Here is a 23,659-nt window from a genome sequence, read left to right as displayed (position 1 = left end):
ATGGGCCGCCCGTCTCATGCGCGCGCGCTGTCGGTGTGGACCAATGGTCTGCGCGTGGGCACATGGCGCATTCCATCGCGCGGCGACATGGAGTTTCAGTACGACCGCGACTGGATGGCATCGCCTGCCGGGAGGCCGCTGTCGCTCTCGCTGCCGTTCGGCATCGACGATGCGCCGTTGCGCGGCGAGCGCGTGCGCAACTACTTCGACAATCTGCTGCCCGACAGTGAGCCGATCCGCCGGCGACTTGCCACCCGCTTCAGGACGGCCACCGCCGACGCCTTCGACCTGCTCGAAGCCATCGGCCGGGATTGCGTGGGCGCGGCGCAACTGCTTGCCGAGGACGCGCAACCGGAAGGATTCGACCGTATCGAAGGCACGGCGATGTCGGACGACGAGATCGCGGAGATGCTCGCGCGCACGGTTGCGTCGGGCGGTCCGGGAGCGGGGCGCGACGACGAATACGACGACTTTCGCATCTCGCTAGCGGGCGCGCAGGAAAAGACCGCGTTTCTATGGCACAAGAAAAAGTGGATGCGCCCACACGGCGCAACGCCCACGACGCACATCTTCAAGTTGCCGCTCGGGCTCGTCGGCAACAAGAAGGCGGACTGGACGACGTCCGTTGAAAACGAATGGCTATGTCTCGCGTTGTTTAGGGCGTTCGGCTTGCCCGCGCCGAATGCCGAGATCCTGAACTTTGGCGAACAGAAGGTGCTGGCCGTCGAACGCTTCGATCGGCGGCTTCATCCTTCGAAGAAATGGATCTTGCGGCTACCGCAGGAGGACTTTTGCCAGGTACTCGGCAAGCCGTCGCATCAGCGATATGAAGCGGATGGCGGCCCCGGCATGATCGACATTGCGGGCGTGCTGCGTCAATCGGAGCGGCCCGACGCCGACCTTGAGACCTTCCTCAGCGCGCAGATTCTGTTCTGGATGCTCGCCGCGCCGGACGGCCACGCGAAAAACTTCAGCGTGCATCTGATGCCGGGCGGGCGCTACGCGCTGACGCCGCTGTACGACATCATGTCGATCTGGCCGGTCGAAGGTGACGGCGGCAACCAATGGTCCTGGCACAAGGCAAAGCTCGCGATGGCCGTAGCCGGCAAGAACCGGCACTACTTGATGAAGGACATCCAGCGCCGCAACTTCAACGCGATGGCGTCACGTTGTTTCTACGGTCCCGACGCCGAGCCGCTGATAGGCCGACTGATCGACGCAACGCCCGCCGCCATAGAAACGGTCGCCGCCGCGCTACCGAAAGGTTTCCCCGAGCGCGTGGCGGAACGCATCTTCGACGGGCTGCGGACATCCGCGGAACGGCTCGCGGCGATGCCGCCGGGCATTTGAACGCGGCGCGCCCGCGCTTTTTGATCCGAAGTGGTGCTTATGCGGCGCGATGGCCTACACACAGTTTGCCGCTGAAGAACGTTGGAAATTTGATTTCGCGCGCGGCGACGTGGGGGTGTGAAGTGTGGTTTGCTTTGGCTTGCGCTGGCATTCGCGAGGTGGTGTTTGCTGTGCAAGCGGTTTGGTTTTTTGCCTTTTCGCTGGCATCCGCGTTATGCCTTCGTGCTTCAAGCGTCGCCCCTGTGCGGGGCGGCACCTACTTTTCTTTGCCGCCGCAAAGAAAAGTAGGCAAAAGAAAGCGGCTAACACCGCCAGTTCTTGTGTTTGCCTGAGGGCCCCTACAGGGTCTTACGCTTCACACGGCAGCCTTTCTGTTTGCGTGCGTTGCCAACGCTTTGAATGTGCGCCTCACCCGCTTCGAATACCCGTACTCGGGCCAGCGGCAGCGAATGGTATGTGCCGCCCAGGTGGCAAACTGTGTGTAGGTTGTCGCGTCGTATAGGGTAGCGCTCTTACAGGGTGGAACGCATGTGCTATCGGTCCGAAGTGAGGTGTGTGAGGTACTACGGCCTACACACAGTTTGCCACCTTGGCGGCCGTAGAATATCTGGCACGGCATGGTGAAGCACGGGTGCGTGAAGCGGGTGAGGCGCACCGCAAGAGCGTTGACAACGAACGTGGGTCACGTGATTGCCGTGTGAAGTGCGGGACCGGTTGGGGACCCTCAGGCAAATACAAGAACTGGCGGTGTTAGCCGCTTTCTTTTGCCTACTTTTCTTTGCGGCGGCAAAGAAAAGTAGGTGCCGCCCCGCACAGGGGCGACGCCTGAAGCACGATGGCAAAACGCGGATGCCAGCGCGAAGGCAAAAAAACCAAACCGCTTACACAGCAAACACCACCTCGCGGATGCCCGCAAAAGCGCCGAGGCGCACGACTAGAACCTATCTACAGGGCGTAGCCAAAACCCTTACGCATCCAGAGCTTCCTCGACCAACTCGATCCAGTGACGCACCTGCGTCTTGCCAGCGCCATCCAGATGCATCTGGCAACCAACATTCGCGGTCGCGATGACATCCGGCCTGCCACTTTCAAGCGCAGCCATTTTGTTATCGCGCAACTTCTGCGCAAGCTCAGGCTGCGTAATCGAATACGTCCCCGCAGAGCCGCAGCACAAATGCCCATCGGGCACAGCAGCAAGATCGAACCCTAACCGCGACAGCACACTCTCCACCGCGCCGCCGAGCTTCTGCGCATGCTGCAACGTACAAGGACAGTGAAACGCGACACGCATCGCGACGGCATCATCAGCGGGCAGCAATGCATCGAGCGGCTCCACAGCAAGCACCTCGACGAGATCGCGCGCCATCGCACTTACCCGCGCGGCCTTCGCCGCATAAAGCGGATCATTGCGCAACAGATGCCCATATTCCTTCACGAACGCGCCGCAGCCGCTTGCCGTCTGCACGACGGCTTCGGCACCGGCTTCGGCACCGGCTTCGATCGCAGGCCACCATGCATCGATATTACGCCGCGCCCGATCAAGCCCGGCATCCTGCGCATTCAGATGATAGTCAGTCGCACCACAACAACCCGCTTCGCGAACAGACATCACACTAATCCCAAGCCGATCGAGCACCCGCGCCGCAGCCGCATTCGTATTCGGCGACAACGAAGTCTGCACGCAACCTTCGAGCATCAGCACGCGACGCGCATGACGCAACGCAGGACGCGCCTTCGCCGGCACGGCGGCACGCGCCGGAATCTTCATCTGCACGCTGGCAGGCAACAACGGCCGCAAAGCGCGCCCCGTCTTGAGCAGCGCATCGAACACAGCAGGCCGTGGAATCACCGTACGCAATCCCTTGCGCGTCAGCCGCTCGCCGACGGGCCGCGCCACACGCCGCTCGAGTTCAGCGCGCCCGATATCGAGCAGCCGGTGATACGTAACGCCCGACGGACACGTCGTTTCGCAATTGCGACACGTGAGACATCGATCCAGATGCAGTTGCGTCTTGTCGCTGACAGCTTCGCCTTCGAGCAGTTGCTTGATCAGATAGATGCGCCCGCGCGGCCCGTCGAGTTCATTGCCGAGCAGTTGATACGTCGGGCACGTCGCATTGCAGAAGCCGCAATGGACACACGAGCGCAGGATGCTTTCCGCTTCCGCTGCATCGGGCAGGGCTTTCGCGTGAGAGTCGAGATTCGTTTGCATGATCGCGCTCGCTTCAGATATCGGCGTACAGTCGGCCAGGGTTCAGCACGCCACTCGGATCGAGGCGGCGTTTCAATTGATGCTGATAGCGCAGCAGCGGCGCGGCGAGCGGCTGGAACGGCTCGCGATCGGGCGACGGCGTGAAGCAGGTCGCGTGACCGCCTGCCGCATGCGCAAGTCGCCGGATTTCAGCGGCGGCAGCATCGCTCTTGAGCCAGCGCTGCGCACCCGCCCAGTCGAGCAGCGCATCGCCGGGCAATTGCATCAACGGCGTCGCATTCGGCAGCGACAAACGCCACAACGGACGTGTGTCCGCGAAGAACGGCAACTGATGATCGCGCAGAGCATCCCAGAACGCACAGTCGATTTCTTCTCCGCCGATCCGGTCCACGGCCGACTTCACCGATCCGCTTCCGCCTTCGAGCCGCACATACAGCCTGCCATCGACATAACATGCGCCGCTCACAGGCAGGGCGGCCTTGCGCCATGCCGACAGTTCGCGCATCGCTTCATCGGCGCCGAGCTTGAGCGCGAAGCTGCGACGCTCGCGCGGTTTCGGCAGTACTTTCAGCGACACTTCCGTCAACACGCCCAGCGAACCGAAGCTGCCCGCGAGCAGACGCGACAAGTCGTAGCCCGCCACGTTCTTCATCACCTGACCGCCGAAGCGCAGATGATCGCCGTCGCCCGTAATCACGCGGCAGCCGAGCACGAAGTCGCGCATCGATCCCGCCCACGGCCGGCGTGGACCTGAAAGGCCAGTCGCGACCGCGCCGCCAAGCGTGCCTTTGCTATCGAAAAGCGGCGGCTCGCACGGCAGCATCTGATCCGCGTCATCGAGCACGGCATTCAGTTCGACGAGCGGCGTGCCGGCGCGCGCGGTGATCACGAGCTCGGTCGGGTCATACGCGACGATGCCGCGATGCGAGCGCGTGTCGAGTTCTTCGCCTTGCACCTCGCGGCCGAGAAAACGCTTGCTGTCGCTGCCGCGAATGCGCAACGGCGTGTGCTGTGCGATCGCGCGCTGCACTTGCGCGACGAGGCGCGCGCTGTCATCCATCGAATCGAATTCGCGTCGCATCAGAAGCGCTCCAGTTCGGGAAACGGCAGCTTGCCGTGATGAATATGCATCGCACCGTGTTCGGCGCAGCGATGCAGCGTGGGAATGTTCTTGCCCGGATTGAGCAGGCCGTCGGGATCGAAAGCGGCCTTCAGCGAATGGAACAGCGTGAGTTCTTCGCTGCTGAACTGCACGCACATCTGATTGATCTTCTCCCGTCCGACACCGTGCTCGCCCGTGATGCTGCCGCCCACTTCGACACACAGTTCGAGAATCTTCGCGCCGAGCGTTTCGGCGCGCTCCATTTCGCCGGGCGAATTGGCGTCGAAGAGAATCAGCGGATGCATGTTGCCGTCGCCTGCATGGAAAACGTTCGCGACGCGCAGACCATATTCGTTCGACAGCTCCGCGATGCCGCGCAGCACGCGCGCGAGTTCCCGGCGCGGAATCGTGCCGTCCATGCAGTAGTAGTCCGGCGAGATACGCCCCACGGCGGGAAACGCATTCTTGCGCCCGGCCCAGAAGCGTTGGCGTTCGGCTTCATCCTTCGCAATGCGGATGCCCGTCGCGCCCGCTTCGCGCAGTATTGCGCCGACGCGATCGCAGTCCTCCTGCACGTCCGACTCCGCGCCATCGAGTTCGCACAGCAGGATCGCTTCGGCATCGATGGGATAGCCCGCGTGGATGAAGTCTTCGGCGGCGCGGATCGCGAGGTTGTCCATCATTTCGAGGCCGCCCGGAATCACGCCCGCGCCGATGATCTGCGCGACGGCCGCGCCCGCTTTCTCGACATCGTCGAAGCTCGCGAGCAGCACCTTCGCGCTTTGCGGTTTGGTCAGCAGCTTGACTGTGACTTCCGTGACGATGCCGAGCATGCCTTCGGAGCCCGTCAGCAGCGCGAGCAGATCGAAGCCGGGCGAGTCGAGCGCTTCGGAGCCGATCGTCAGATGCTCGCCGTCGATGGTCAGCACTTCGAGCTTCAGAATGTTGTGCACGGTCAGGCCGTATTTCAGGCAGTGCACGCCGCCCGCGTTCTCGGCGACATTGCCGCCGATCGAGCAGGCGATCTGCGACGAGGGATCGGGCGCGTAGTAGAGGCCGTGAATCGCCGCCGCCTGCGAGATCGCGAGATTGCGCACACCAGGCTGCACGTGCGCAATCGATGCCTCGGGGTCGATATGCAAGATGCGGTTGAAGCGCGCCATCACGAGCAGGATGCCCTGTTCGAGCGGCAGCGCGCCGCCCGACAGACCCGTGCCCGCGCCGCGCGCGATGACGGGCACCTTGCGCGCCGCTGCGAATCTCAGCAGCGCCTGCACCTGTTCGATCGAATCGGGCAGCGCGACCATCATTGGCGTCGTGCGATACGCGGCGAGGCCGTCGCATTCGAATGGGCGTAGATCTTCCTTGTCGTGCAAAAGTTGCATCGAGGGCACGAGACGCTGAAGCTCGGCGACCAGCGCGGCCTTGTCATGCGAGGGAAGCGGGCCGTCGATCCGTTCGTCGTAGGCGTAGCTCATGGGGCGTCTCCGTGGGCGCACGTGCTCTATCGCGCGCCGCATATCTGTGTTGCCGCCGATTGTTCCCGTTTCGTGTTTCGCTGTCGATGGACGCGGCGAGTGGTCGTACCAGTTTTTCAATTTCCCCGAAACCATGCAGGATGCGCTGAAGCAGGCGTGGAATGGCAATTGGCGTTATCATCGACCGCATCCAGAACCTGTTCGACAAGTGGTCATACCAGTGATTTCAGACCCGGAGAACCCCGCAAAACAGTCCGATCGCAAGATTGCCGATGTGGTCGCGGAGCGCATCGAGAGGCTGATCGTCGACGGCGTGCTGAGGTCGGGGCAGGCGCTGCCATCGGAGCGTCGCCTGACGGACAAGCTCGGCGTATCGAGAACGGCTTTGCGAGAAGGGCTGAAGCTGCTGCGCGCGCGGGGCATCATCGAAACGGCGCACGGCAAGGGTTCGTTCGTCGCGAACCTGACTGCGCAGCCACCGCAATCGCCATTAATGCATCTGCTCGCTTCTCAGCCGCGCACGCTCTACGACCTGTTCGAAGTGCGCGGCATGCTCGAAGCCGAGTCGGCGCGTCTGGCCGCGTTGCGCGGCACGCCCGCCGACTACATGATGATCACGCGCCGCTACGAGGAAATGCTCGCCGCGCACAATTCCGAAACCGATCCGGCGACGCATGCGCGCCTCGATCACGCGTTCCATCTCGCGATCTGCGAGGCGTCGCATAACCCGGTGCTCGTGCATACGCTGCGTTCGCTGACGGAACTGCTGCTGAGTTCGGTGTTCGCGTCCGTGAACAATCTTTATCACCGGCAGCCGCATCGCAAGCGAATCGACCGGCAGCATGCGCGGCTCTACAACGCGGTGACGGGCAAGCTCCCCGAGCAGGCCTATCGGGCCGCTGCGGATCACATCGACGGCGTGCGCGAAAGCCTGCAGGAAATCGAACAGGAAGAGCAGCGACTGGTGCGGGCGACGCTCAGGCTCGAAGGGTGGAAGTAAGCGCTCGTTGCTTCGGCGCTTTTTTTGCCTGCGCAAAAACGCAACTACCAGTCTGCCGCACCGCTACCTCCGCCAACGCCTTCGGCGGCAACTTCAGTTTTGCAAAAGGAGGGCGGAGCGTACCGCGGGAAAGCGCTACTGCGCCTTTTTCTTCCGCGACGAGGACTTCATCTCGACGACATCGGGCGACCGCTTGCGCTTGCCGGGCAGCACGCCCATGCGCGGGTCGCGCTCGCGTGCAAGCGCAACCATCTCGTGCGCAACCGTTTCGAACTCGGGATTCGTCTGCGACACATACAGCCACTTACCGAGCACCGGATGCGGCGCGAGCGCAGGGAAGTCATCGAGCAACCCCGCTTGCCGGTCATGCGATGTACACACCACCAGCCCGTTCCACGGTTCATTGCCGCTTGCCACCGCGAGATACAGCAGGCCGTCGAGATACGCCGCCTGAAAGTTGAAGAACCGTTCCCGCGAGTATTCGGGGTCGCGTTCGAGAGGTTCGAAAATCCACACGAGCGGGTTTTCGCGCTTGCGTTTCGGGTTCAGTTCGACCGGCTGCATGGCGGGGCCTTCAATGAAATTTTTCCGATGATATAACCGCCGGCCCTACCCGGCGCGTGGAGCGTGCGACAGCCTGCCATCCCTTTTTCACACGTATGCGCGCGAGAAACAGGTATCGTATCGCCCATGGTGCAGTGCAACGCACCGATATGACTCAGCGCAAATCAGGAGAAAAGGAGCAGCAATGGCAAACAGGATCGAAACAATCGGCATCGTCGGCGCGGGCACGATGGGCAACGGCATCGCGCAGGTATCGGCGGTGGCAGGGTTGAAGGTCGTGCTGATCGACGTGACGGACGCCGCGCTCGAAAAGGGCATCGGGGCGCTCACGTCGAGTCTCGCGAAGCTCGTCGAGAAGGGCAAGATCGAAGCGGCGGCGCGCGATGCGGCGCTCACGCGCATTGAGACCTCGACCGACTATCAACGCCTGTCAGGCGTCGACCTCGTCGTCGAAGCGGCAACCGAAAACACCGAACTGAAAATTCGCATTCTGCGGCAGATCGAATCGGTCGTGAGCGGCGAGACGCTTATCGCGTCGAACACGTCGTCCATTTCGATCACCGCGCTGGCCGCGACGCTCGGCAAGCCGGAACGTTTCGTCGGCATGCACTTCTTCAACCCGGTGCCGTTGCTGCAACTCGTCGAAGTGATTCGCGGCGTGCAGACCAGCGACGACACGGCGGCCACCGTGCGCGAGCTGACCGAGCGCCTCGGCAAGACGCCCGTCAGCGTGAAGAATGCGCCGGGCTTCGTGGTGAACCGCATTCTCGTGCCGATGATCAACGAGGCGTTCTTCGTGCTGGCGGACGGCATCGCGACGGCGGAAGAGATCGACGCGGGCATGCGTCTCGGCGCGAATCATCCGATCGGGCCGCTCGCGCTCGCGGACCTGATTGGACTGGACGTGTGCCTGTCGGTGATGGATGTGTTCCTGAAGGATTTCGGCGACTCGAAATATCGCGCGTGTCCGCTGTTGCGCGAACTCGTGGCGGCAGGGCGTCTGGGCCGCAAGACGGGACACGGCGTGTATCGCTACGATCCGAAGCACTGATGCATCAACCGAGTTCGAACGAAGTCACGCCATAAAGCCGCGCAAGCGGTATGTCCGGCGCGCGCTTCGTGTACATGCGCGCCGTTTCGAACACGCTCGTCAAACGATGCCGTTCGGCGAGCGCGATGGCCGCCGTGTTCAGCTCGGGCACGTCGAGCGCGACGGTCTCGCCGGGGCAGTGCGCGATGAGCGCAGTGAACAGGGCTTCGGCTGTTTGCGCGTCGTCGGCGAATAGCGGTCCGAGCTTTCGTCCTTCGCGGCATCGGCGAAGCACGCCGTAGCCGCTGATGTGGCCTTCGCGGACGCTTGCGAGCGCGACGGCATCCGCTTGATCGGTCCATGCGCGCAGAAAGGCTTCGCGCGGCGCGGGAAAGAACCGCTGGTCATACGAGGCCAGCTTGTCGAAAGGCAACTGGTGCGCATCGACGAGTGAAGGGTGGTTCGTCACGTCGGCCTCGGCCACACCCTGAAAGCGTATGTTCCGGTACGCGAGCTGAAATCCCGACTTCCTGTAATTCGGTTGCTGCGCGACCACGCCATCGAGTCCAACGTTGCGCTTGCCGAGATACGCAATGCCATGCTGCCAGATGCGCAAGCCGAGTCCCTTGCCGCGAAACTCCGGCCTCACGATATACAGGCCTATGAAGCCGAAATGCGCGTCGTAGGCGACGGCTGAAATCGAGCCGACCGGTTCGCCTTGCAATTCGCCGATGAAGAACCCGTCCGGGTCGGCGGCACGAAAGACGTGCGCATCGTGCAAGCCTGGATTCCATCCTTCATGCGCGGCCCATTCGATGGCGAGATTCACTTCATCGGCGTTCATCGTGCGAACGATGAAGTCGCGCGGCGCGTCCGTCGCTTCGTTCATGATGTCTCCTTGTCGCAGCCGGGTGCATCTGCTCACATGCGAACACATATCATGCAGCCAAAACCGTTTTCACGTTCGCACGAAAGTCGTTGCGCCGTCATGAACTCGCGAAAGCAATAGTCGAATATGAACGGCTGATGCATATCTATCCCGCGTTGCGCCTAGCGGTTCATGTGTTGGCGAAGACCCCTGCGGTCGGGTGTACGGACCACCTCTTGCATATGCTCGATGCGGTTTAAGCAATACGCGCAACGCGTGACATACCTTGGTGCGAACCGACTAAAAACCCCTTGTTTTCTGCACCTGCGCGCAGCATTCGCGCACCGTCGAAGGGATTATTCAGCAAACGCTAAAGTCGCGATACGATGCGCCGATATGCCGTAGTGGCGAGCGGCCTTATCGAGGCGTGCGGGCCTGTTTTTCACCTTCCACTGACCGGGAGTGATGTGTGACTCGTTCGATGTCGTACGCGGCGGCGCGCATGCCATGAAGCGCAATCCAATCTTCCGTCTGCTTGCGCGTCTGCGCGTGGGCCGCAAGCTGCTGCTGATCTATCTGCTCGATTTGACGGCTGTGGTGTACATCAGCGGCATCCTCATTCACGAGAAGTACATTTCGATCGACTTCTCGAACAAGGAGATCGTCGGCAACGCGTATATCGGCACCGTGCGCGATGCCTTGATCGACGTAGCGATGGCGGGCGCGGGACAGCGTCCACCCGCTGCCCGCCTGAAGAATGCACAAACGGATCTCGCCAGCACGGAAGCGCGCTACGGCGCGCATCTTGAAAGCGCCGGGCTGAACGCGCGCGTGCGCGCCGCGCTGGACGTGCTGGCGCGCGAAGCGCAGCCTACTGCCGCGCAAATCAACGAAGCGCTCGAAGCATGCCGCGAACTCGTGACACGCGTCGGCAATCAGTCGAACCTGATTCTCGATCCCGACCTCGACAGCTACTACGCGATGTCGCTGTCGATCCTGCGTTATCCAGCGCTGCTCGAATCCGTGAACCGGATTGGCCGGCAATTACACGAAGGGCACGAAGGCGTGCACGCCGTGCGCTCGCACGACGAACTGCGCACGCGCTATCTCGTGCTCGAAGGGCAACTCGATGCCGTGCTGCAGGGTCTGCGCTCTGACTTTTCCGAAGCGGGCGCGGCCAATCACGCGCTCGATTCGACGCTCGGGCCGTCGATGGCGCGCATGCTCACGGCCGTCGAATCGTACCGGCACGCGGCGCGCATCATCGTCGACAGCAACGGCGAGGTCGATCCCACGCTGCTGTCGATCGTCGACGTGCAGCAGCAGACGCTCGTAGCCAGCGTGCAGGATACGTGGCGCAGCACGGCGGATCAGCTCGACGATCTGTTGCACGCACGCGTGCGCGGACTCTTCTCGCGCATGTGGCTGCATCTGGGCACCGCGCTCTTCCTGTTGTGCAGCATTCTCGGCATGGTGTATTTCGTCGCGCAGCAGATTTCACGGCCGCTGCGCCAGCTTGCGCGCGTGATGGACACGGTGCGCAGAACGGGCGATCACACCGTGCGCGCAAGCTGGCACAGCCAGGATGAAATCGGTCAACTGGTGCGCGGCTTCAACGAAATGCTCGAACAGCTCGACCGCGAGCGCGACGTGCAGAAGGAACTCGCGGCGACGGCGCGCGCGGCCGCCGCGCAGCATTCGCTCGTCGAATCGACGCCCGTGCCGATGATGGTGACGGCCGTGCCCGGTCATGAAGTGCTGCACGCGAACCAGCCCGCGCTGTACTGGCTCAACGGCGTCACGACCGACCCGTGGGCGTATGGTCTCGATTCGTCGGTGCGCGCGCGCTTTTTCCAGCAGTTGTCCGATCGCGATGCCGTCGACGAATTCGAGGTGCGCTGGAAAGCGAGCACCGAACCGACGTGGGCGATGCTGTCCGCGCGGCGTCTGAACTTCCAGGGCCGCGACGCCGTGCTGACGGCGTTCACGCCGATCAACCAGATCAAGCTGATGGAGCAGCGGCTCGAACTGTGGGCGAAGGTATTCGAGGCTTCTTCCGAAGCGATCCTGATCCTCGACCAGGAGCGGCGTTTGCTGACGGCCAACGCGTCGTTCTATCGCGCGACGGGTTACCGTGCAGAAGATATCGCGGGCCAGCCGCCCGCGTTCATCGTCGCTGGCGCGAATGGCGGCGCGGTGATCACGGCGCTCGCGACGCTTGTCGACCGTTCGAGTTCATGGAACGGCGAAGCGCAGATCCGGCGGCGACAAGGCGGCGATTATCCCGCGTGGCTGATGATCAGCGCGGTGCGCGACAAACGCGGCAGCGTGTCGCACTACATCTGCACACTGATCGACATCACCGACCGTAAGAAAAGCGAGGCGCGCATCGAGTTTCTCGCCGAGCACGACGTGTTGACCGAATTGCCGAACCGCGCGCTCTTCACGAAACGGCTGGGCGTGGCGCTCGAACACGCGAAGCATGCTCAACAACGCGTGGCCGTGCTCTTCATCGACCTCGACCGCTTCAAGGACATCAACGATTCGCTCGGCCATCATATCGGCGATGGCTTGCTGCGTTCCGTTTCGCGGCGTCTCGTGCAGGCCGTGCGCAGCAGCGATACCGTGAGCCGGCTGGGCGGCGACGAGTTCACAATGATTCTCGCGGATGCGGGCAGCGCGGCCGATGTTGCGCGCACCATCGACGAACGTCTGCTGCCGCTCGTGCGCGAGCCGCATGCGATCGGCGGCGTCACGCTGCAGGTCGCGTGCAGCGCGGGCGTCGCGCTCTATCCCGACGACGGCACGGACATCGAAACGCTGATGCAGAACGCCGATGCCGCGATGTATCAGGCGAAGGCAGCGGGGCGCAACCTCGTGAAGTTCTTCTCGCCGGATATGGCGGAGCGCGCGCGCCAGCGGCTCACGCTCGAAGCCTGCATGCGCACAGCTATCGAACGGCACGAACTGCGGCTGGCTTTTCAACCGTGTCTCGATGCGCAAACGGGCGCGCTCGTCAGTGTCGAGGGCTTGCTGCGCTGGACCCATCCTCAACTCGGCGCGGTGACGCCCGCGCAGTTCATTCCCATCGCCGAAGAGACGCGGCTGATCATTCCGATCGGCGCATGGGTGATAGACGAAGCGTGCCGGCAACTCGCGCGCTGGCGCGACGACGAGATGGGCGAGTTGCGCATGTCGATCAATCTGTCGGCGATCCAGTTGCGCGACGCGGATATCGTCGACACGTTGCGGCGCAGTCTCGCGATGCATGGCGTCGCGCCGCAGCGGCTGGAACTCGAAATCACTGAAACGGTGTTGATGGATAGCGCGGAGAACTATCTCGAAGCGATTCGCGCGATACGCGCGCTTGGCGTGAAGCTATCGCTCGACGATTTCGGCACGGGCTATTCGAGCCTTAGCTATTTGAACCGTTTTCCGCTGGATCGATTGAAGATCGACAGGGCGTTCGTTCGCGACATGCTCGATGCGCCGGCCGATCTGGCCGTCATCAAGGCGATCATCGAGCTTGGGCATGAGTTGGGTCTGCGCGTGGTCGCGGAGGGCGTCGAAAACGAGGACGAAGCGAACACGCTGCGTAGCATCGGTTGTGATGAGTTGCAGGGATTCCTGTATTCGCCGGCGATATCGGCTGAAGAACTGGAGACGTGGGCCGCGCAGCGGGTTGCGGCGGATGTCGAATGATGCGTTGGTATAAGTTACCGGCGCGTTGTCATGAAAACGCTTTCGTGCCGGGCTTGAAACGCGCTACACGGCTACAGCAAGCGTTGGCGCGTGAATTGCATGTCACTTACTCCGATGGCGCCTATGCGCTAATCGACAGGGAGAGCGACATGAACCGCGATCAGATCAAAGGGGTTGCACAGCAGGTGAAGGGCAAGGTCAACGAGGTGGTCGGCAAGGTAACGGGCAATCGCACGCAGCAACTGAAGGGCGATTTGCAACAGGCTACGGGGACGGCTCGCAAAGCGTTCGGCGACGGGAAGGAGAAGATCAGAAGGATGGGCCGGTGACGTTTCCGTCGGACCGGCCCGTGTTCATTTAGAAACGATCAATGATCGTGCCGCATGCAGGCAGTGGCGGGTTGCTGCGCGGCCTTGCGGCTCAGCATCAGCGTGACGACCGCCGAGACGGCCAGCGTCGCGCCGACCACGTACAGGCCTGCTGCATATCCTCCCGTCACGTTCTTGAGCCAGCCAATCGCAAACGGACCGACGAAGCCGCCCAGATTGCCAACCGAATTGATCATCGCGATGCCCGCTGCGGCGCCTGCGCCTGAGAGGAACATGCTCGGCATCGCCCACAGCGGCGCCTTCGCCGCGCTGATGCCGACATTGACGACCACCAGTGCGAGCACGATCAAGAGCGCAGTACCTGCCTGACCCGCGAAGATGAAGCCGATGCACGCCAGCGCGCAAGGAATGACGATGTGCCACGTGCGTTCTTCAGTCCGGTCGGAGTGCCGCGCCCACAACACCATCGCAATCACCGCAAGGACGCTCGGAATGCCCGCCAGCAGGCCCGTTTGCAGCGCGCTGAACCCGTACTGCCGGATGATGAGCGGTGCCCACAGACCAAGCGTATACAAACCCGCCGACGTGCCGAAGTAGATCAATGCAAGCGCGAGCACACGCGGATCGCGCAACGCACTCAGCGCGCCCGCCGTATGTCCCGAGTGACCTTTGCGCTCGTCGGCTTCGGCCTTGAGCTTCGCGATCAGCCATTCGCGCTCGTCGTCCTTCAGCCAGTGCGCTTTCGACGGTGTGTCGGTCAAAAACTTCAACACGACGAAGCCGAGCACGACGGCGGGCACGGCCTCGATGATGTAAAGCAATTGCCAGTCGGCGAGGCCGAACATCGGCGGCAACTGCATGATCGCGCCGGAGATCGGCGAGCCGATGGCCGTCGAGATCGGCGCAGCGGCCATGAACCATGCAGCGGCTGCCGCGCGCTGCTTGCCCGGAAACCAGAGGCTCAGATACAGGATGATGCCGGGAAAGAAGCCCGCTTCCGCGACGCCCAGCACGAAGCGCAATACATAGAAGCTGGTCGGTCCCGTGACGAACGCCGAAGCCGCCGACACGATGCCCCACGTCACCATCACGCGCGCGATCCAGAGCCTTGCGCCGACGCGATGCAGGATGAGATTCGACGGCACTTCGAACAGAAAGTAGCCGATGAAGAACAGCCCGCCGCCGAAGCCGAATGCCGTCGGCGAAAGACCGATTGCCTTGTTCATCGTCATGGCGGCGAAACCGACGTTGACACGATCGAGAAAGCTGACGAAGTAGAGCAGCATCACGAACGGAATGATCCGTAGCATGAGCTTGCGCGATACTCGCGATTCGAGTTCGGGTTGCATGTGTCTCCTCCTTGGAGGTTGAGCCGGCTGTGCCGGACAATTCAGGCTTCACGCGTTGTCTGCCGTTTGCGGGTCAGTTGTTGTTGTGTGCGTGAAGCCTTTGGGCGCGCCTTTCGCTGCGCCCGTTGTCGCGGCGGCGAAAGCCGCGCGACAACGGATTTGCATGCGCGTTATGCGGCTACGGGTACCTTTTCGACGAGCGCACAGACGGCTGCCGTCACTTGCGCCGTCGTCGCCTTGCCGCCAAGATCGCCCGTATGCAGCGACGGGTCCGCGGTGACGGTTTCGACTGCGCTCATCACACGCTTTGCGGCTTCGAATTCGCCGAGATGCTCGAGCAGCATCACGACGGACCAGAACGTGCCGATCGGATTCGCGAGACCCTTGCCCATGATGTCGAACGCTGAGCCGTGGATCGGTTCGAACATTGACGGATAACGGCGCTCCGGGTCGATGTTGCCCGTCGGCGCAATGCCGAGGCTGCCCGCCAGCGCGGCGGCGAGGTCGCTCAGGATGTCGGCGTGCAGGTTGGTCGCGACGATGGTGTCGAGCGATGCCGGGCGGTTGATCATGCGTGCCGTCGACGCATCGACGAGTTCCTTGTCCCATTTGACGTCCGGAAACTCTTTCGAAATCTGCAGTGCGATTTCGTCCCACATCACCATCGCGTGGCGCTGCGCGTTGCTCTTCGTGATGACGGTGAGCAGCTTGCGGGGGCGCGATTGCGCGAGACGGAACGCGAAGCGCATGATGCGTTCGACGCCGGCGCGCGTCATGATGGAGACGTCGGTGGCGGCTTCGATCGGATGACCCTGATGCACGCGGCCACCGACGCCCGAATATTCGCCCTCGGAGTTTTCGCGGACGATCACCCAGTTCAGGTCTTCGGGCGTGCAGCGCTTCAGCGGTGCGTCGATGCCGGGGAGAATGCGCGTCGGCCGCACGTTCGCGTATTGATCGAAGCCCTGGCAGATTTTCAGGCGCAGGCCCCACAGCGTCACGTGATCTGGCACGTCGGGGTCGCCTGCCGAGCCGAACAGGATGGCGTCCTTGTTGCGGATCGCGTCGAGGCCGTCGGCGGGCATCATCACGCCGTGCTCGCGGTAGTAGTCGGCGCCCCAGTCGAAGTTTTCGAACTCGAATTTGAAGCTGTTGCTGGTACGCGCCAGCGCTTCCAGCACTTCCTTGCCCGCCGGCACGACTTCCTTGCCGATGCCGTCGCCGGGGATCGTCGCAATGCGATAGGTGTTCATGTCTCGCTCCTTCAATTGATTTGGAATGGAGCTGACTGTACCTAACTGGAAGCGCAGTAACCGGTGCTAAACTCAAAGCATCTTTAACTTCAATTCACAAATCGAGCCGTGACCGAGACCGTTCAAGCGACCGATCTGAGCTTTTTCTCGACGCTCGCCGCGTCAGGCAGCCTGAGCGCGGCGGCGCGCGAACTGGGTTTGACGCCCGCGGCCGTGAGCAAGCGTCTGACGCAGATGGAGCAGCGCGCGGGCGTGCCGCTCGTGAACCGGACGACGCGCCGGATGATGCTGACGCCCGAAGGCGAGGTGTACCTGGAGCACGCGCGGCGGATACTCGATGAGATCGACGCATTGTCCGAACTGCTGGGCAGCGCGAAGAAGAGCCCGAAGGGGTTGCTGCGAGTGAATGCGACGCTTGGGTTTGGGCGCAGTCATGTGGCGCCGGCGATCTCGCGTTTCGTGAACCGTTATCCGCAGGTCGCAGTGCAGTTGCAGTTGTCCGTTACGCCTCCGCCGCTCACCGACGACGCCTTCGACGTCTGCATCCGCTTCGGCGAGCCGCCCGATACCCGCGTCGTCGCGCGACGGCTTGCGGCGAATCGCAGGTTGTTATGCGCGGCGCCTTCGTATATCGCCGAGTATGGGGTGCCGCTCACCCCGCACGAACTGGTGAGGCACAACTGCATCGGCATACGGCAGGGCGACGAAGCGTATGGCGTGTGGCGGCTCGCGACGGGGCGCGGCGCTGCGCGCAAGACAGAGGCGGTGCGCATCAACGGCAATCTGACGACGAATGACGGCGAGATCGCGGTGAAGTGGGCGCTCGAAGGGCACGGTGTTCTGATGCGCGCGGAGTGGGATATCAATGAGTATCTTGCGGATGGGCGGCTCGTGCAGGTGCTGCCTGGGTATGAGACGCCGGGTGCCGATATTTTTGCCGTGTATTCGCAACGGCATCAGATGTCGGCGCGGATTCGGACGTTTGTCGATTTCATTGCGGGGGAGTTGAGGGAGGCGCGGGAAGGGTATTGAGCGGCGGCGCGTCCGTTGCGCCTTTACCTTGTTTTACAGAGTGGCTTGAGTTTCATGCTAGATATACCGTCTCTTTCTGCAGAGATTGATTCGGATATCTATGCAATGGAATACGCTCGATGTACCGCTGGAGAATGGGTGGAAATGTACGCTGCATCCCGCGTGGCAGTATCGGCGGCTGTCGCGGGAACTGCGAAGGTCGCCGTCATTAGGCGGACGGGATAGCTGGACGCGCGACGGGTCGTGCTCATTCCGGATCGACGCTGGAGGCGAAGCGGAAGAAGAGGCGCGCAAACAGCGCGAACGGGATAAGCGCGACTTCGATCTTTACTTTCGGCCGTGCTCGGACCTGCGGACGGCGACCGGTAACCGTGAACTTGATGTCGTACGTTCGTTTCTGCGCGATCTGCTGGATGTTGTGCACTGGAACTTGCCGATCGATAACAAAGGTATCGAAAAAGCGCTGCGGGAAGCGGTTGCTACGGGGCGACTCGTGCCCGTTATCAACCGGGAATGGCGTGCTCTGCCGCGAGTGATGCGCCCGGATTGTGCGCCGGAGCGATGGTCGTCGAATGGTAGTGGGTTCAGCAGCGCTGGCGGATTCGGCCGGGGAAAATGGGCCGCTTTCGAGAATGCCGGTCCCGGTCCGCCGGTGTCGAACGGCGAGCCGGTATTGAGAGGCCCATACGATCCTGCTACGCGGGAAGCGCAGTTGAAGGCGGCGTGGGCGGAGATGGCGGCGCTCACAGCCGGCATTTGCTCGAAGAATAGTGATGCCGAGGGCATGCCAATACATGCCAACAACGCGGCAGACCATTTCGCCGTTGACGAAGAAGGCTCGGACGGTTCGACTCGATTCAGCGATGCGCAGTCCTTCAAACTCGATGTATTGCCTGAGAGTGATAACGTATTGACGATGGCCGGGCGCGGTGTAAGCGAAGTGCAGGAGGCGGAATGTTTTGCCGAATACGAGGCGCGTCTGGAGCAGTGCAAACTTTATGCGGCAATGACGGGTGATCCATACACATATGTATCTTGCAAGGCGAATGCATTCGGGATTTATAACCAGTGTCGAGGGCATTGATGCAACATCCACTCCCTAAAAGTTCTTTCGTTGTGTCTTACGACGATGCGGAAAAAAAACTATCCGTCTTCGTCGTCAAGGATTCCGACATTCAGTCGTTCAAAGAGTCGACAGTCGTTGCAGACTGGCCACTATCCGCCATCGGAGACGAGTTGGGCGAAGAGGTAGCTCGTCGGCTAGGGATCACAGCGCTCAACGTTCTCGCGATTTATCATCCAGCGTTAAAGTCGCTGGTAACGGTAAAGCTGGAGCAGCCGACGCTCCCCGATCAAGATGTCGGTCCTTGAATTCGACTAGCCGAACGTGTCAATGACTAGTGATATCAAGACTCGGGGTTGGAGGCTTGCCACAATTGGCGAGTTTCTATTGAAGATATTCACATACTATCCAGTTACCTCGTCGCCCTTATTAGCTCGTCCTGCTCACGCAGCCGGTCCTGGTGCAGTTCAAGCATCGATAGGGCGATTTCCAGGCGGGCTTTCAGTGCCGCGGCCTGCGCATCGATCTCCTTATCGCGCGGAGAAAGATTTTCTTCGCTTCGTTCTTTGCTCATAGCGTGTTCCTCGTTTGCGGAACACGAAAACTGGCAGCAGTGGCTGACGCATCTGTCAAACAGTGCAAAGGCTCGCGCGACGCTCGCGGAGCGCAAACAACGCGACACTCCCTTGTCCCGCAACCGACGAAATCCGCACCACATCCGCGCTACCTCCACGCACGCCCACAGTGCTGCGCTGCACCAGCAAAGTGCCGGCAAGCCTCACCATGAATCAGCGGACAACCTCGCAGTCAAACCCGCAAACCGCTCGCAAACCCAATCCAGCAAAGCCTCCGCGCCACGAATAGCCCACATGGCACACACCTTGCGATAAACCCCACATCGCGGCTCAACGACGAGCCGCAAAGCAGCATCCCCACGCACCGACGAATTTTGGACAACGGCGTCCCCTGAATCTGGTCTCGCACCCGATTCGCGGGACGCCGTAGTCGTTTACAGGCCTGGAACATGACCGACAAAGCCACATCGATCGATCTGCTGAACTGGCGCACGCCCGCCATGCGCGCCTTCCACTTCGCGTGGATGGCGTTCTTCGTCTGCTTTTTCGCGTGGTTCGCGTGCGCGCCGCTGATGCCGCTCATCAAGCAGGAGTTCCACCTCACAGCGGATCAGGTCGCGAACATCAACATCGCCGCCGTCTCGATCACGATTCTCGTGCGTCTGATCGTCGGTCCGATGTGCGACCGCTTCGGTCCGCGCAAGGTCTACGTCGCGTTGATGATGGTCGGAGCGCTGCCCGTGCTCGGCGCGGCGCTTGCGCACAGCTACACAACGTTCCTGTTGTGCCGGCTCGGCATCGGCGCGGTCGGCGCGAGCTTCGTGATCACGCAATATCACACGTCGGTGATGTTCGCGCCCAACGTGGTCGGCACGGCGAACGCGACGAGTGCAGGCTGGGGCAATGCAGGTGCAGGCGCCGCGCAGATACTCGTGCCGCTGATGCTCGCCGGCGCCGTCGCGCTGGGTGCGAGCAACGGCGACGCATGGCGTCTGACGCTGGTGCTGCCGGGCATAGCGATGCCCATCATGGCCGCGCTCTACTGGCGCTTCACGCAGGACTGCCCGCAAGGCAATTTCACGGAACTGCGCGCGCGCGGCATCGCCGTCGATAGCGGCAAGAAAGGCGGCTGGGCGAGCCTGCTCGCGGCCTCGCGCAACTATCGCGTGTGGATGCTGTTCGTCACCTACGCCGCGTGCTTCGGCGTCGAGGTGTTCATCCACAACGTCGCGGCCATCTATTACGTCGATCATTTCCAGTTGTCGCTGCGCGACGCCGGTCTCGCGGCGGGCAGCTTCGGTCTGCTCGCGATCTTCGCGCGCCCGCTCGGCGGTCTGTTGTCGGACTGGGGCGCGAAGCGTCGCGGACTGTCCGCGCGCTCGATGCTGCTGTTCGCGCTGATCGCCGGCGAAGGCGTCGGCCTGCTGCTTTTCTCGCAGGCAAACCACGCGGCGCTCGCCGTGATCGCGATGTTGCTGTTCGGTCTCTTCACGCACATGGCGTGCGGCGCGACCTACGCGCTCGTGCCGTTCATCGATCGCAAGGCGCTCGGCGGCGTCGCGGGAATCGTCGGCGCGGGCGGCAATGTCGGCGCGGTGGCAGCGGGCTTTCTGGCGAAGGGCATGGGCGACCTGCATCAAACGCTGTTGACGCTCGGCGGCTTCGTCAGCGCGTCCGCGATCTGCGCGATCGCCGTGCGCTTCTCCGCCGAACACACCGCCCGCGATGCCGCACTCGGCGCAACGAATTAAATCAATGAATCCCCTCTCTGACAGGATCGGCGACATGAAAGTCATCGTTATCGGCCACGGCATGGTCGGCCACAAACTGCTCGAATGCCTCGCGGAACAAGCCACGGCGCGCCTCGACATTACCGTGCTGTGCGAAGAGCCGCGTCCCGCCTACGATCGCGTGCATCTGTCGGAGTTCTTCTCGGGCAAGTCCGCCGACGATCTGTCGCTGGTCGCCCCCGGCTTCTTCGATCGCGACGACATGCTCCTGCGCCTGAACGCGAAGGCCGTATCGATCGATCGCGACGCGCACACGGTGACGACCTCGACGGGCGAAACGCTTTCGTACGACAAGCTTGTGATCGCCAGCGGCTCGTATGCATTCGTGCCGCCCGTGCCGGGCAAGGATCGCAAGGACTGCTTCGTCTACCGCACGATCGAAGACCTCGAAGCGATGCAGGAATGCGGCGCGCGCTCGAAGACGGGCGTCGTGATCGGCGGTGGCCTGCTCGGTCTGGAATGCGCGAAGGCATTGCGCGACCTGGGCCTCGAAACCCATGTCGTCGAATTCGCACCGCGTCTGATGGCCGTGCAGGTCGACGACGGCGGCGGCAAAGTGTTGCGCGGCAAGATCGAAGAACTCGGCGTGACCGTGCATACGCAGAAGAACACGCTGGAAATCGTCGACGGCGAAGACGACACGCACCGCATGCAGTTCGCCGATGGCACGCATCTCGACACCGACATGATCGTGTTCTCCGCGGGCATCCGTCCGCGCGACGAGATCGCGCGCGCCAGCGGCCTCGCAGTGGGCCCGCGCGGCGGCATTGTGATCGACAATCATTGCCGCACTAGCGATGCCGACATCTACGCGATCGGCGAATGCGCGCTGTGGAACGGCCAGATTTTTGGGCTCGTTGCGCCGGGCTACGAAATGGCGCGCGTGACGGCAAAGCAGTTGCTCGGAGAACAGGAGGCCGCATTTGCGGGCGCTGACATGAGCACGAAGCTCAAGCTGATGGGCGTCGATGTGGCGAGCCTCGGCGACGCGCACGCGGCGACGGCGGGCAGCCGTACGTATCAGTTCAGCGACGAGCGCAAGCAGGTCTACAAGAAGCTCGTCGTGTCCGACTGTGGCAAGTTTCTGCTCGGCGGCGTGATGGTCGGTGACGCGAGCGAATATGGCACGCTGCTGCAGATGATGCTGAACCGCATCCAGTTGCCGGAGTCGCCGGAATTTCTGATCCTGCCGCAAGCGGACGGCAACGCGAAGCCCGCACTCGGCGTCGATGCTTTGCCCGAAAGCGCGCAGATCTGTTCGTGCAACAACATCTCGAAGGGCGCGATCTGCGCAGCCGTTTGCGCCGGCGCGACGACCATCGGCGACGTGAAGGGCGCGACGAAGGCTGGCACGGCATGCGGCGGCTGCGTGCCGCTCGTCACGCAGGTGATGAAGGCCGAGATGAAGAAGCAAGGTCTCGCCGTCAACAATCATCTGTGCGAGCACTTTCCGTTTTCGCGTCAGGAGCTGTATCACATCGTTCGCGTCGAGCGCATCGAGACTTTCGGCGCGCTGCTAAACAAGCATGGCCACGGCCTTGGCTGCGATATCTGCAAGCCCGCCGTCGCCGGCATTCTCGCATCGTGCTGGAACGAGTTCGTGCTGAAGAAAGAGCACGCCAGCCTGCAGGACACGAACGACTACTACCTCGCGAACATCCAGCGCGACGGCACGTATTCCGTCGTGCCGCGCATGCCGGGCGGCGAAGTGACGCCGGACGGGTTGATCGCAGTCGGTCAGGTCGCGAAGAAATATGGTCTTTATACGAAGGTCACGGGCGGGCAGCGCGTCGATCTGTTCGGCGCGCGCGTCGAACAGTTGCCGTTGATTTGGGAAGAGCTGATCGCCGCCGGTTTCGAATCGGGCCATGCGTACGGCAAGTCGCTGCGCACGGTGAAATCGTGCGTGGGCTCGACATGGTGCCGCTATGGCGTCGACGATTCCGTTGGCCTCGCGATCGATATCGAGAACCGCTACAAGGGTCTGCGCTCGCCGCACAAGATCAAGTTCGCGGTGTCGGGCTGCACGCGCGAGTGCGCGGAGGCGCAAAGCAAGGACGTCGGCATCATCGCGACGGAAAAGGGCTGGAATCTCTACGTGTGCGGCAACGGCGGGATGAAGCCGCGCCATGCTGAACTGATCGCTTCGGATCTGGACCGCGAAACGCTGGTCCGCTATATCGACCGCTTCCTGATGTTTTACGTGCGCACGGCCGACCGGCTGCAACGCACCAGCGTGTGGCGCGAGAACCTCGAAGGCGGACTGGATTATCTGCGCGATGTTGTCATCAACGACAAGCTCGGCATCGCGGCGGAACTCGAAGAGGAAATGCAGCACGTGGTCGACACGTACGAATGCGAGTGGAAGAAGGCCGTCACCGACCCCGAAACGCGCAAGCGCTTCCGTCACTTCGTCAACAGCGACAGCGCCGACGACAACGTCAGTTTCGTCCCGACGCGCGGCCAGATCCGGCCCGCCATGCCCGAAGAGCGCCAGCGGCCCGTGCGCATTCCCGTCGTCGTCGAGCAGTCGACGCAATCGACAGAAACCGCGGAAACGGTTTGACCAGACGCACCCACGTCATTCACTCATCGATAGTACGGAGATCGACATGAACAACGACCGTTTGCCGACCACCTGGACGTCCATCTGCACGCTCGACGACATCGTGCCGAACACGGGCGTCTGCGCGCTCGTCAATGGCGAGCAGGTCGCCGTGTTTCGCGTCGAAGGCGAGCGCGGCGGCGTGTACGCCATCGACAACTTCGACCCTGCATCGCAGGCGGCCGTGCTGTCGCGCGGACTGATCGGCAGCCTCGGCGATCGCATCGTGGTCGCTTCGCCGATTTACAAGCATCACTTCGATCTGCGCACGGGCGAATGCCTCGAAGCGCCCGACAAGTCGGTCAGCGCATTCGCAGCACGCGTCGAAGACGGACACGTGTGGGTGTCGGCGTAATC

19 protein-coding genes are annotated in these 23,659 nt (G+C 62.4%); 11 read left to right on the top strand and 8 right to left on the bottom strand.

The features are described from left to right. Entirely contained in the window at positions 1 to 1,350 is a 1,350-nt protein-coding gene (locus tag C2L64_RS41380) for a type II toxin-antitoxin system HipA family toxin (RefSeq protein WP_007577383.1), read from the top strand. A gap of 967 nt (positions 1,351 to 2,317) precedes the next feature. On the opposite strand, the gene glcF is transcribed toward C2L64_RS41380, so the two are convergent. Genes glcF through glcD form a run of 3 tightly spaced genes read right to left on the bottom strand, consistent with a single transcriptional unit; the run spans position 2,318 to position 6,142 of the window. Then, positions 2,318 to 3,562 carry a glycolate oxidase subunit GlcF gene (gene glcF / locus C2L64_RS41375; RefSeq protein WP_007577382.1) on the bottom strand — a complete coding sequence of 415 codons (1,245 nt, stop codon included), beginning with the start codon at positions 3,560 to 3,562 and terminating at the stop codon, positions 2,318 to 2,320. A gap of 13 nt (positions 3,563 to 3,575) precedes the next feature. Next, the gene (glcE, locus tag C2L64_RS41370; RefSeq protein ID WP_007577381.1) at positions 3,576 to 4,643 is read right to left on the bottom strand and encodes a glycolate oxidase subunit GlcE; all 1,068 of its coding nucleotides are present in this window, start codon (positions 4,641 to 4,643) and stop codon (positions 3,576 to 3,578) included. Next, positions 4,643 to 6,142 (bottom strand): glycolate oxidase subunit GlcD, encoded by a 1,500-nt coding sequence (glcD, locus tag C2L64_RS41365; protein WP_007577380.1) that lies wholly within the window; start codon positions 6,140 to 6,142, stop codon positions 4,643 to 4,645. Before glcD ends, glcE begins: the two co-directional genes overlap by 1 nt. Before the next feature lie 133 nt (positions 6,143 to 6,275). Here glcD and glcC point away from each other — a divergent pair, with 133 nt between their 5' ends. Continuing rightward, positions 6,276 to 7,142 (top strand): transcriptional regulator GlcC, encoded by an 867-nt coding sequence (glcC, locus tag C2L64_RS41360; protein ID WP_007737420.1) that lies wholly within the window; start codon positions 6,276 to 6,278, stop codon positions 7,140 to 7,142. A gap of 135 nt (positions 7,143 to 7,277) precedes the next feature. Here glcC and C2L64_RS41355 read toward each other — a convergent pair whose 3' ends face one another. Continuing rightward, entirely contained in the window at positions 7,278 to 7,706 is a 429-nt protein-coding gene (locus tag C2L64_RS41355; RefSeq protein ID WP_007577378.1) for a hypothetical protein, read from the bottom strand. A gap of 184 nt (positions 7,707 to 7,890) precedes the next feature. Here C2L64_RS41355 and C2L64_RS41350 point away from each other — a divergent pair, with 184 nt between their 5' ends. Continuing rightward, a complete protein-coding gene (locus C2L64_RS41350; RefSeq protein WP_007577377.1) occupies positions 7,891 to 8,757 on the top strand; it encodes a 3-hydroxybutyryl-CoA dehydrogenase in 867 nt (288 codons plus the stop codon). Positions 8,758 to 8,761: 4 nt separating this feature from the next. On the opposite strand, the gene C2L64_RS41345 is transcribed toward C2L64_RS41350, so the two are convergent. After that, positions 8,762 to 9,625, bottom strand: a complete 864-nt coding sequence (locus C2L64_RS41345; RefSeq protein ID WP_086908644.1) for a GNAT family N-acetyltransferase — start codon at positions 9,623 to 9,625, stop codon at positions 8,762 to 8,764. A 486-nt stretch (positions 9,626 to 10,111) separates the two neighbouring features. Between C2L64_RS41345 and C2L64_RS41340 the strand changes: the two genes are divergently transcribed. After that, positions 10,112 to 13,306, top strand: a complete 3,195-nt coding sequence (locus tag C2L64_RS41340) for an EAL domain-containing protein (RefSeq protein WP_039901537.1) — start codon at positions 10,112 to 10,114, stop codon at positions 13,304 to 13,306. 149 nt (positions 13,307 to 13,455) lie between these two features. Further along, positions 13,456 to 13,635, top strand: a complete 180-nt coding sequence (locus tag C2L64_RS41335; RefSeq protein WP_035996074.1) for a CsbD family protein — start codon at positions 13,456 to 13,458, stop codon at positions 13,633 to 13,635. Between the two features lie 38 nt (positions 13,636 to 13,673). On the opposite strand, the gene C2L64_RS41330 is transcribed toward C2L64_RS41335, so the two are convergent. Both C2L64_RS41330 and C2L64_RS41325 read right to left on the bottom strand, forming a co-directional pair. Then, positions 13,674 to 14,984 (bottom strand): MFS transporter, encoded by a 1,311-nt coding sequence (locus C2L64_RS41330; protein WP_007588792.1) that lies wholly within the window; start codon positions 14,982 to 14,984, stop codon positions 13,674 to 13,676. Between the two features lie 170 nt (positions 14,985 to 15,154). Further along, positions 15,155 to 16,237 (bottom strand): tartrate dehydrogenase, encoded by a 1,083-nt coding sequence (locus C2L64_RS41325; RefSeq protein ID WP_007588794.1) that lies wholly within the window; start codon positions 16,235 to 16,237, stop codon positions 15,155 to 15,157. Between the two features lie 108 nt (positions 16,238 to 16,345). Between C2L64_RS41325 and C2L64_RS41320 the strand changes: the two genes are divergently transcribed. The 3 genes from C2L64_RS41320 (at position 16,346) to C2L64_RS41310 (ending at position 18,640) form a co-directional block, all read left to right on the top strand. Further along, the gene (locus C2L64_RS41320; RefSeq protein WP_086910691.1) at positions 16,346 to 17,269 is read left to right on the top strand and encodes a LysR substrate-binding domain-containing protein; all 924 of its coding nucleotides are present in this window, start codon (positions 16,346 to 16,348) and stop codon (positions 17,267 to 17,269) included. Between the two features lie 100 nt (positions 17,270 to 17,369). After that, positions 17,370 to 18,353 carry a hypothetical protein gene (locus tag C2L64_RS41315; protein ID WP_007588796.1) on the top strand — a complete coding sequence of 328 codons (984 nt, stop codon included), beginning with the start codon at positions 17,370 to 17,372 and terminating at the stop codon, positions 18,351 to 18,353. Beyond that, a complete protein-coding gene (locus C2L64_RS41310; protein WP_007588797.1) occupies positions 18,353 to 18,640 on the top strand; it encodes a hypothetical protein in 288 nt (95 codons plus the stop codon). Before C2L64_RS41315 ends, C2L64_RS41310 begins: the two co-directional genes overlap by 1 nt. Positions 18,641 to 18,744: 104 nt before the next feature. Here C2L64_RS41310 and C2L64_RS53655 read toward each other — a convergent pair whose 3' ends face one another. Further along, positions 18,745 to 18,906 (bottom strand): hypothetical protein, encoded by a 162-nt coding sequence (locus C2L64_RS53655; RefSeq protein ID WP_158660559.1) that lies wholly within the window; start codon positions 18,904 to 18,906, stop codon positions 18,745 to 18,747. A gap of 450 nt (positions 18,907 to 19,356) precedes the next feature. On the opposite strand from C2L64_RS53655, the gene C2L64_RS41305 reads away from it, so the two are divergent. From C2L64_RS41305 to nirD, 3 genes are read left to right on the top strand one after another with little or no spacing between them, the layout of a single operon-like run. Next, the gene (locus tag C2L64_RS41305) at positions 19,357 to 20,658 is read left to right on the top strand and encodes an MFS transporter (protein WP_007588798.1); all 1,302 of its coding nucleotides are present in this window, start codon (positions 19,357 to 19,359) and stop codon (positions 20,656 to 20,658) included. Between the two features lie 34 nt (positions 20,659 to 20,692). Further along, a complete protein-coding gene (gene nirB, locus C2L64_RS41300; RefSeq protein ID WP_086910693.1) occupies positions 20,693 to 23,263 on the top strand; it encodes a nitrite reductase large subunit NirB in 2,571 nt (856 codons plus the stop codon). Between the two features lie 46 nt (positions 23,264 to 23,309). Further along, entirely contained in the window at positions 23,310 to 23,657 is a 348-nt protein-coding gene (nirD, locus tag C2L64_RS41295) for a nitrite reductase small subunit NirD (RefSeq protein ID WP_007588800.1), read from the top strand. Positions 23,658 to 23,659: the final 2 nt, after the last annotated feature.

The sequence above is a fragment of the Paraburkholderia hospita genome, from assembly GCF_002902965.1.
Lineage (GTDB): Bacteria > Pseudomonadota > Gammaproteobacteria > Burkholderiales > Burkholderiaceae > Paraburkholderia > Paraburkholderia hospita.
The sequence above is the reverse complement of the archived record's forward strand: the minus strand, read 5'-3'. Positions and strand labels throughout refer to the sequence as shown.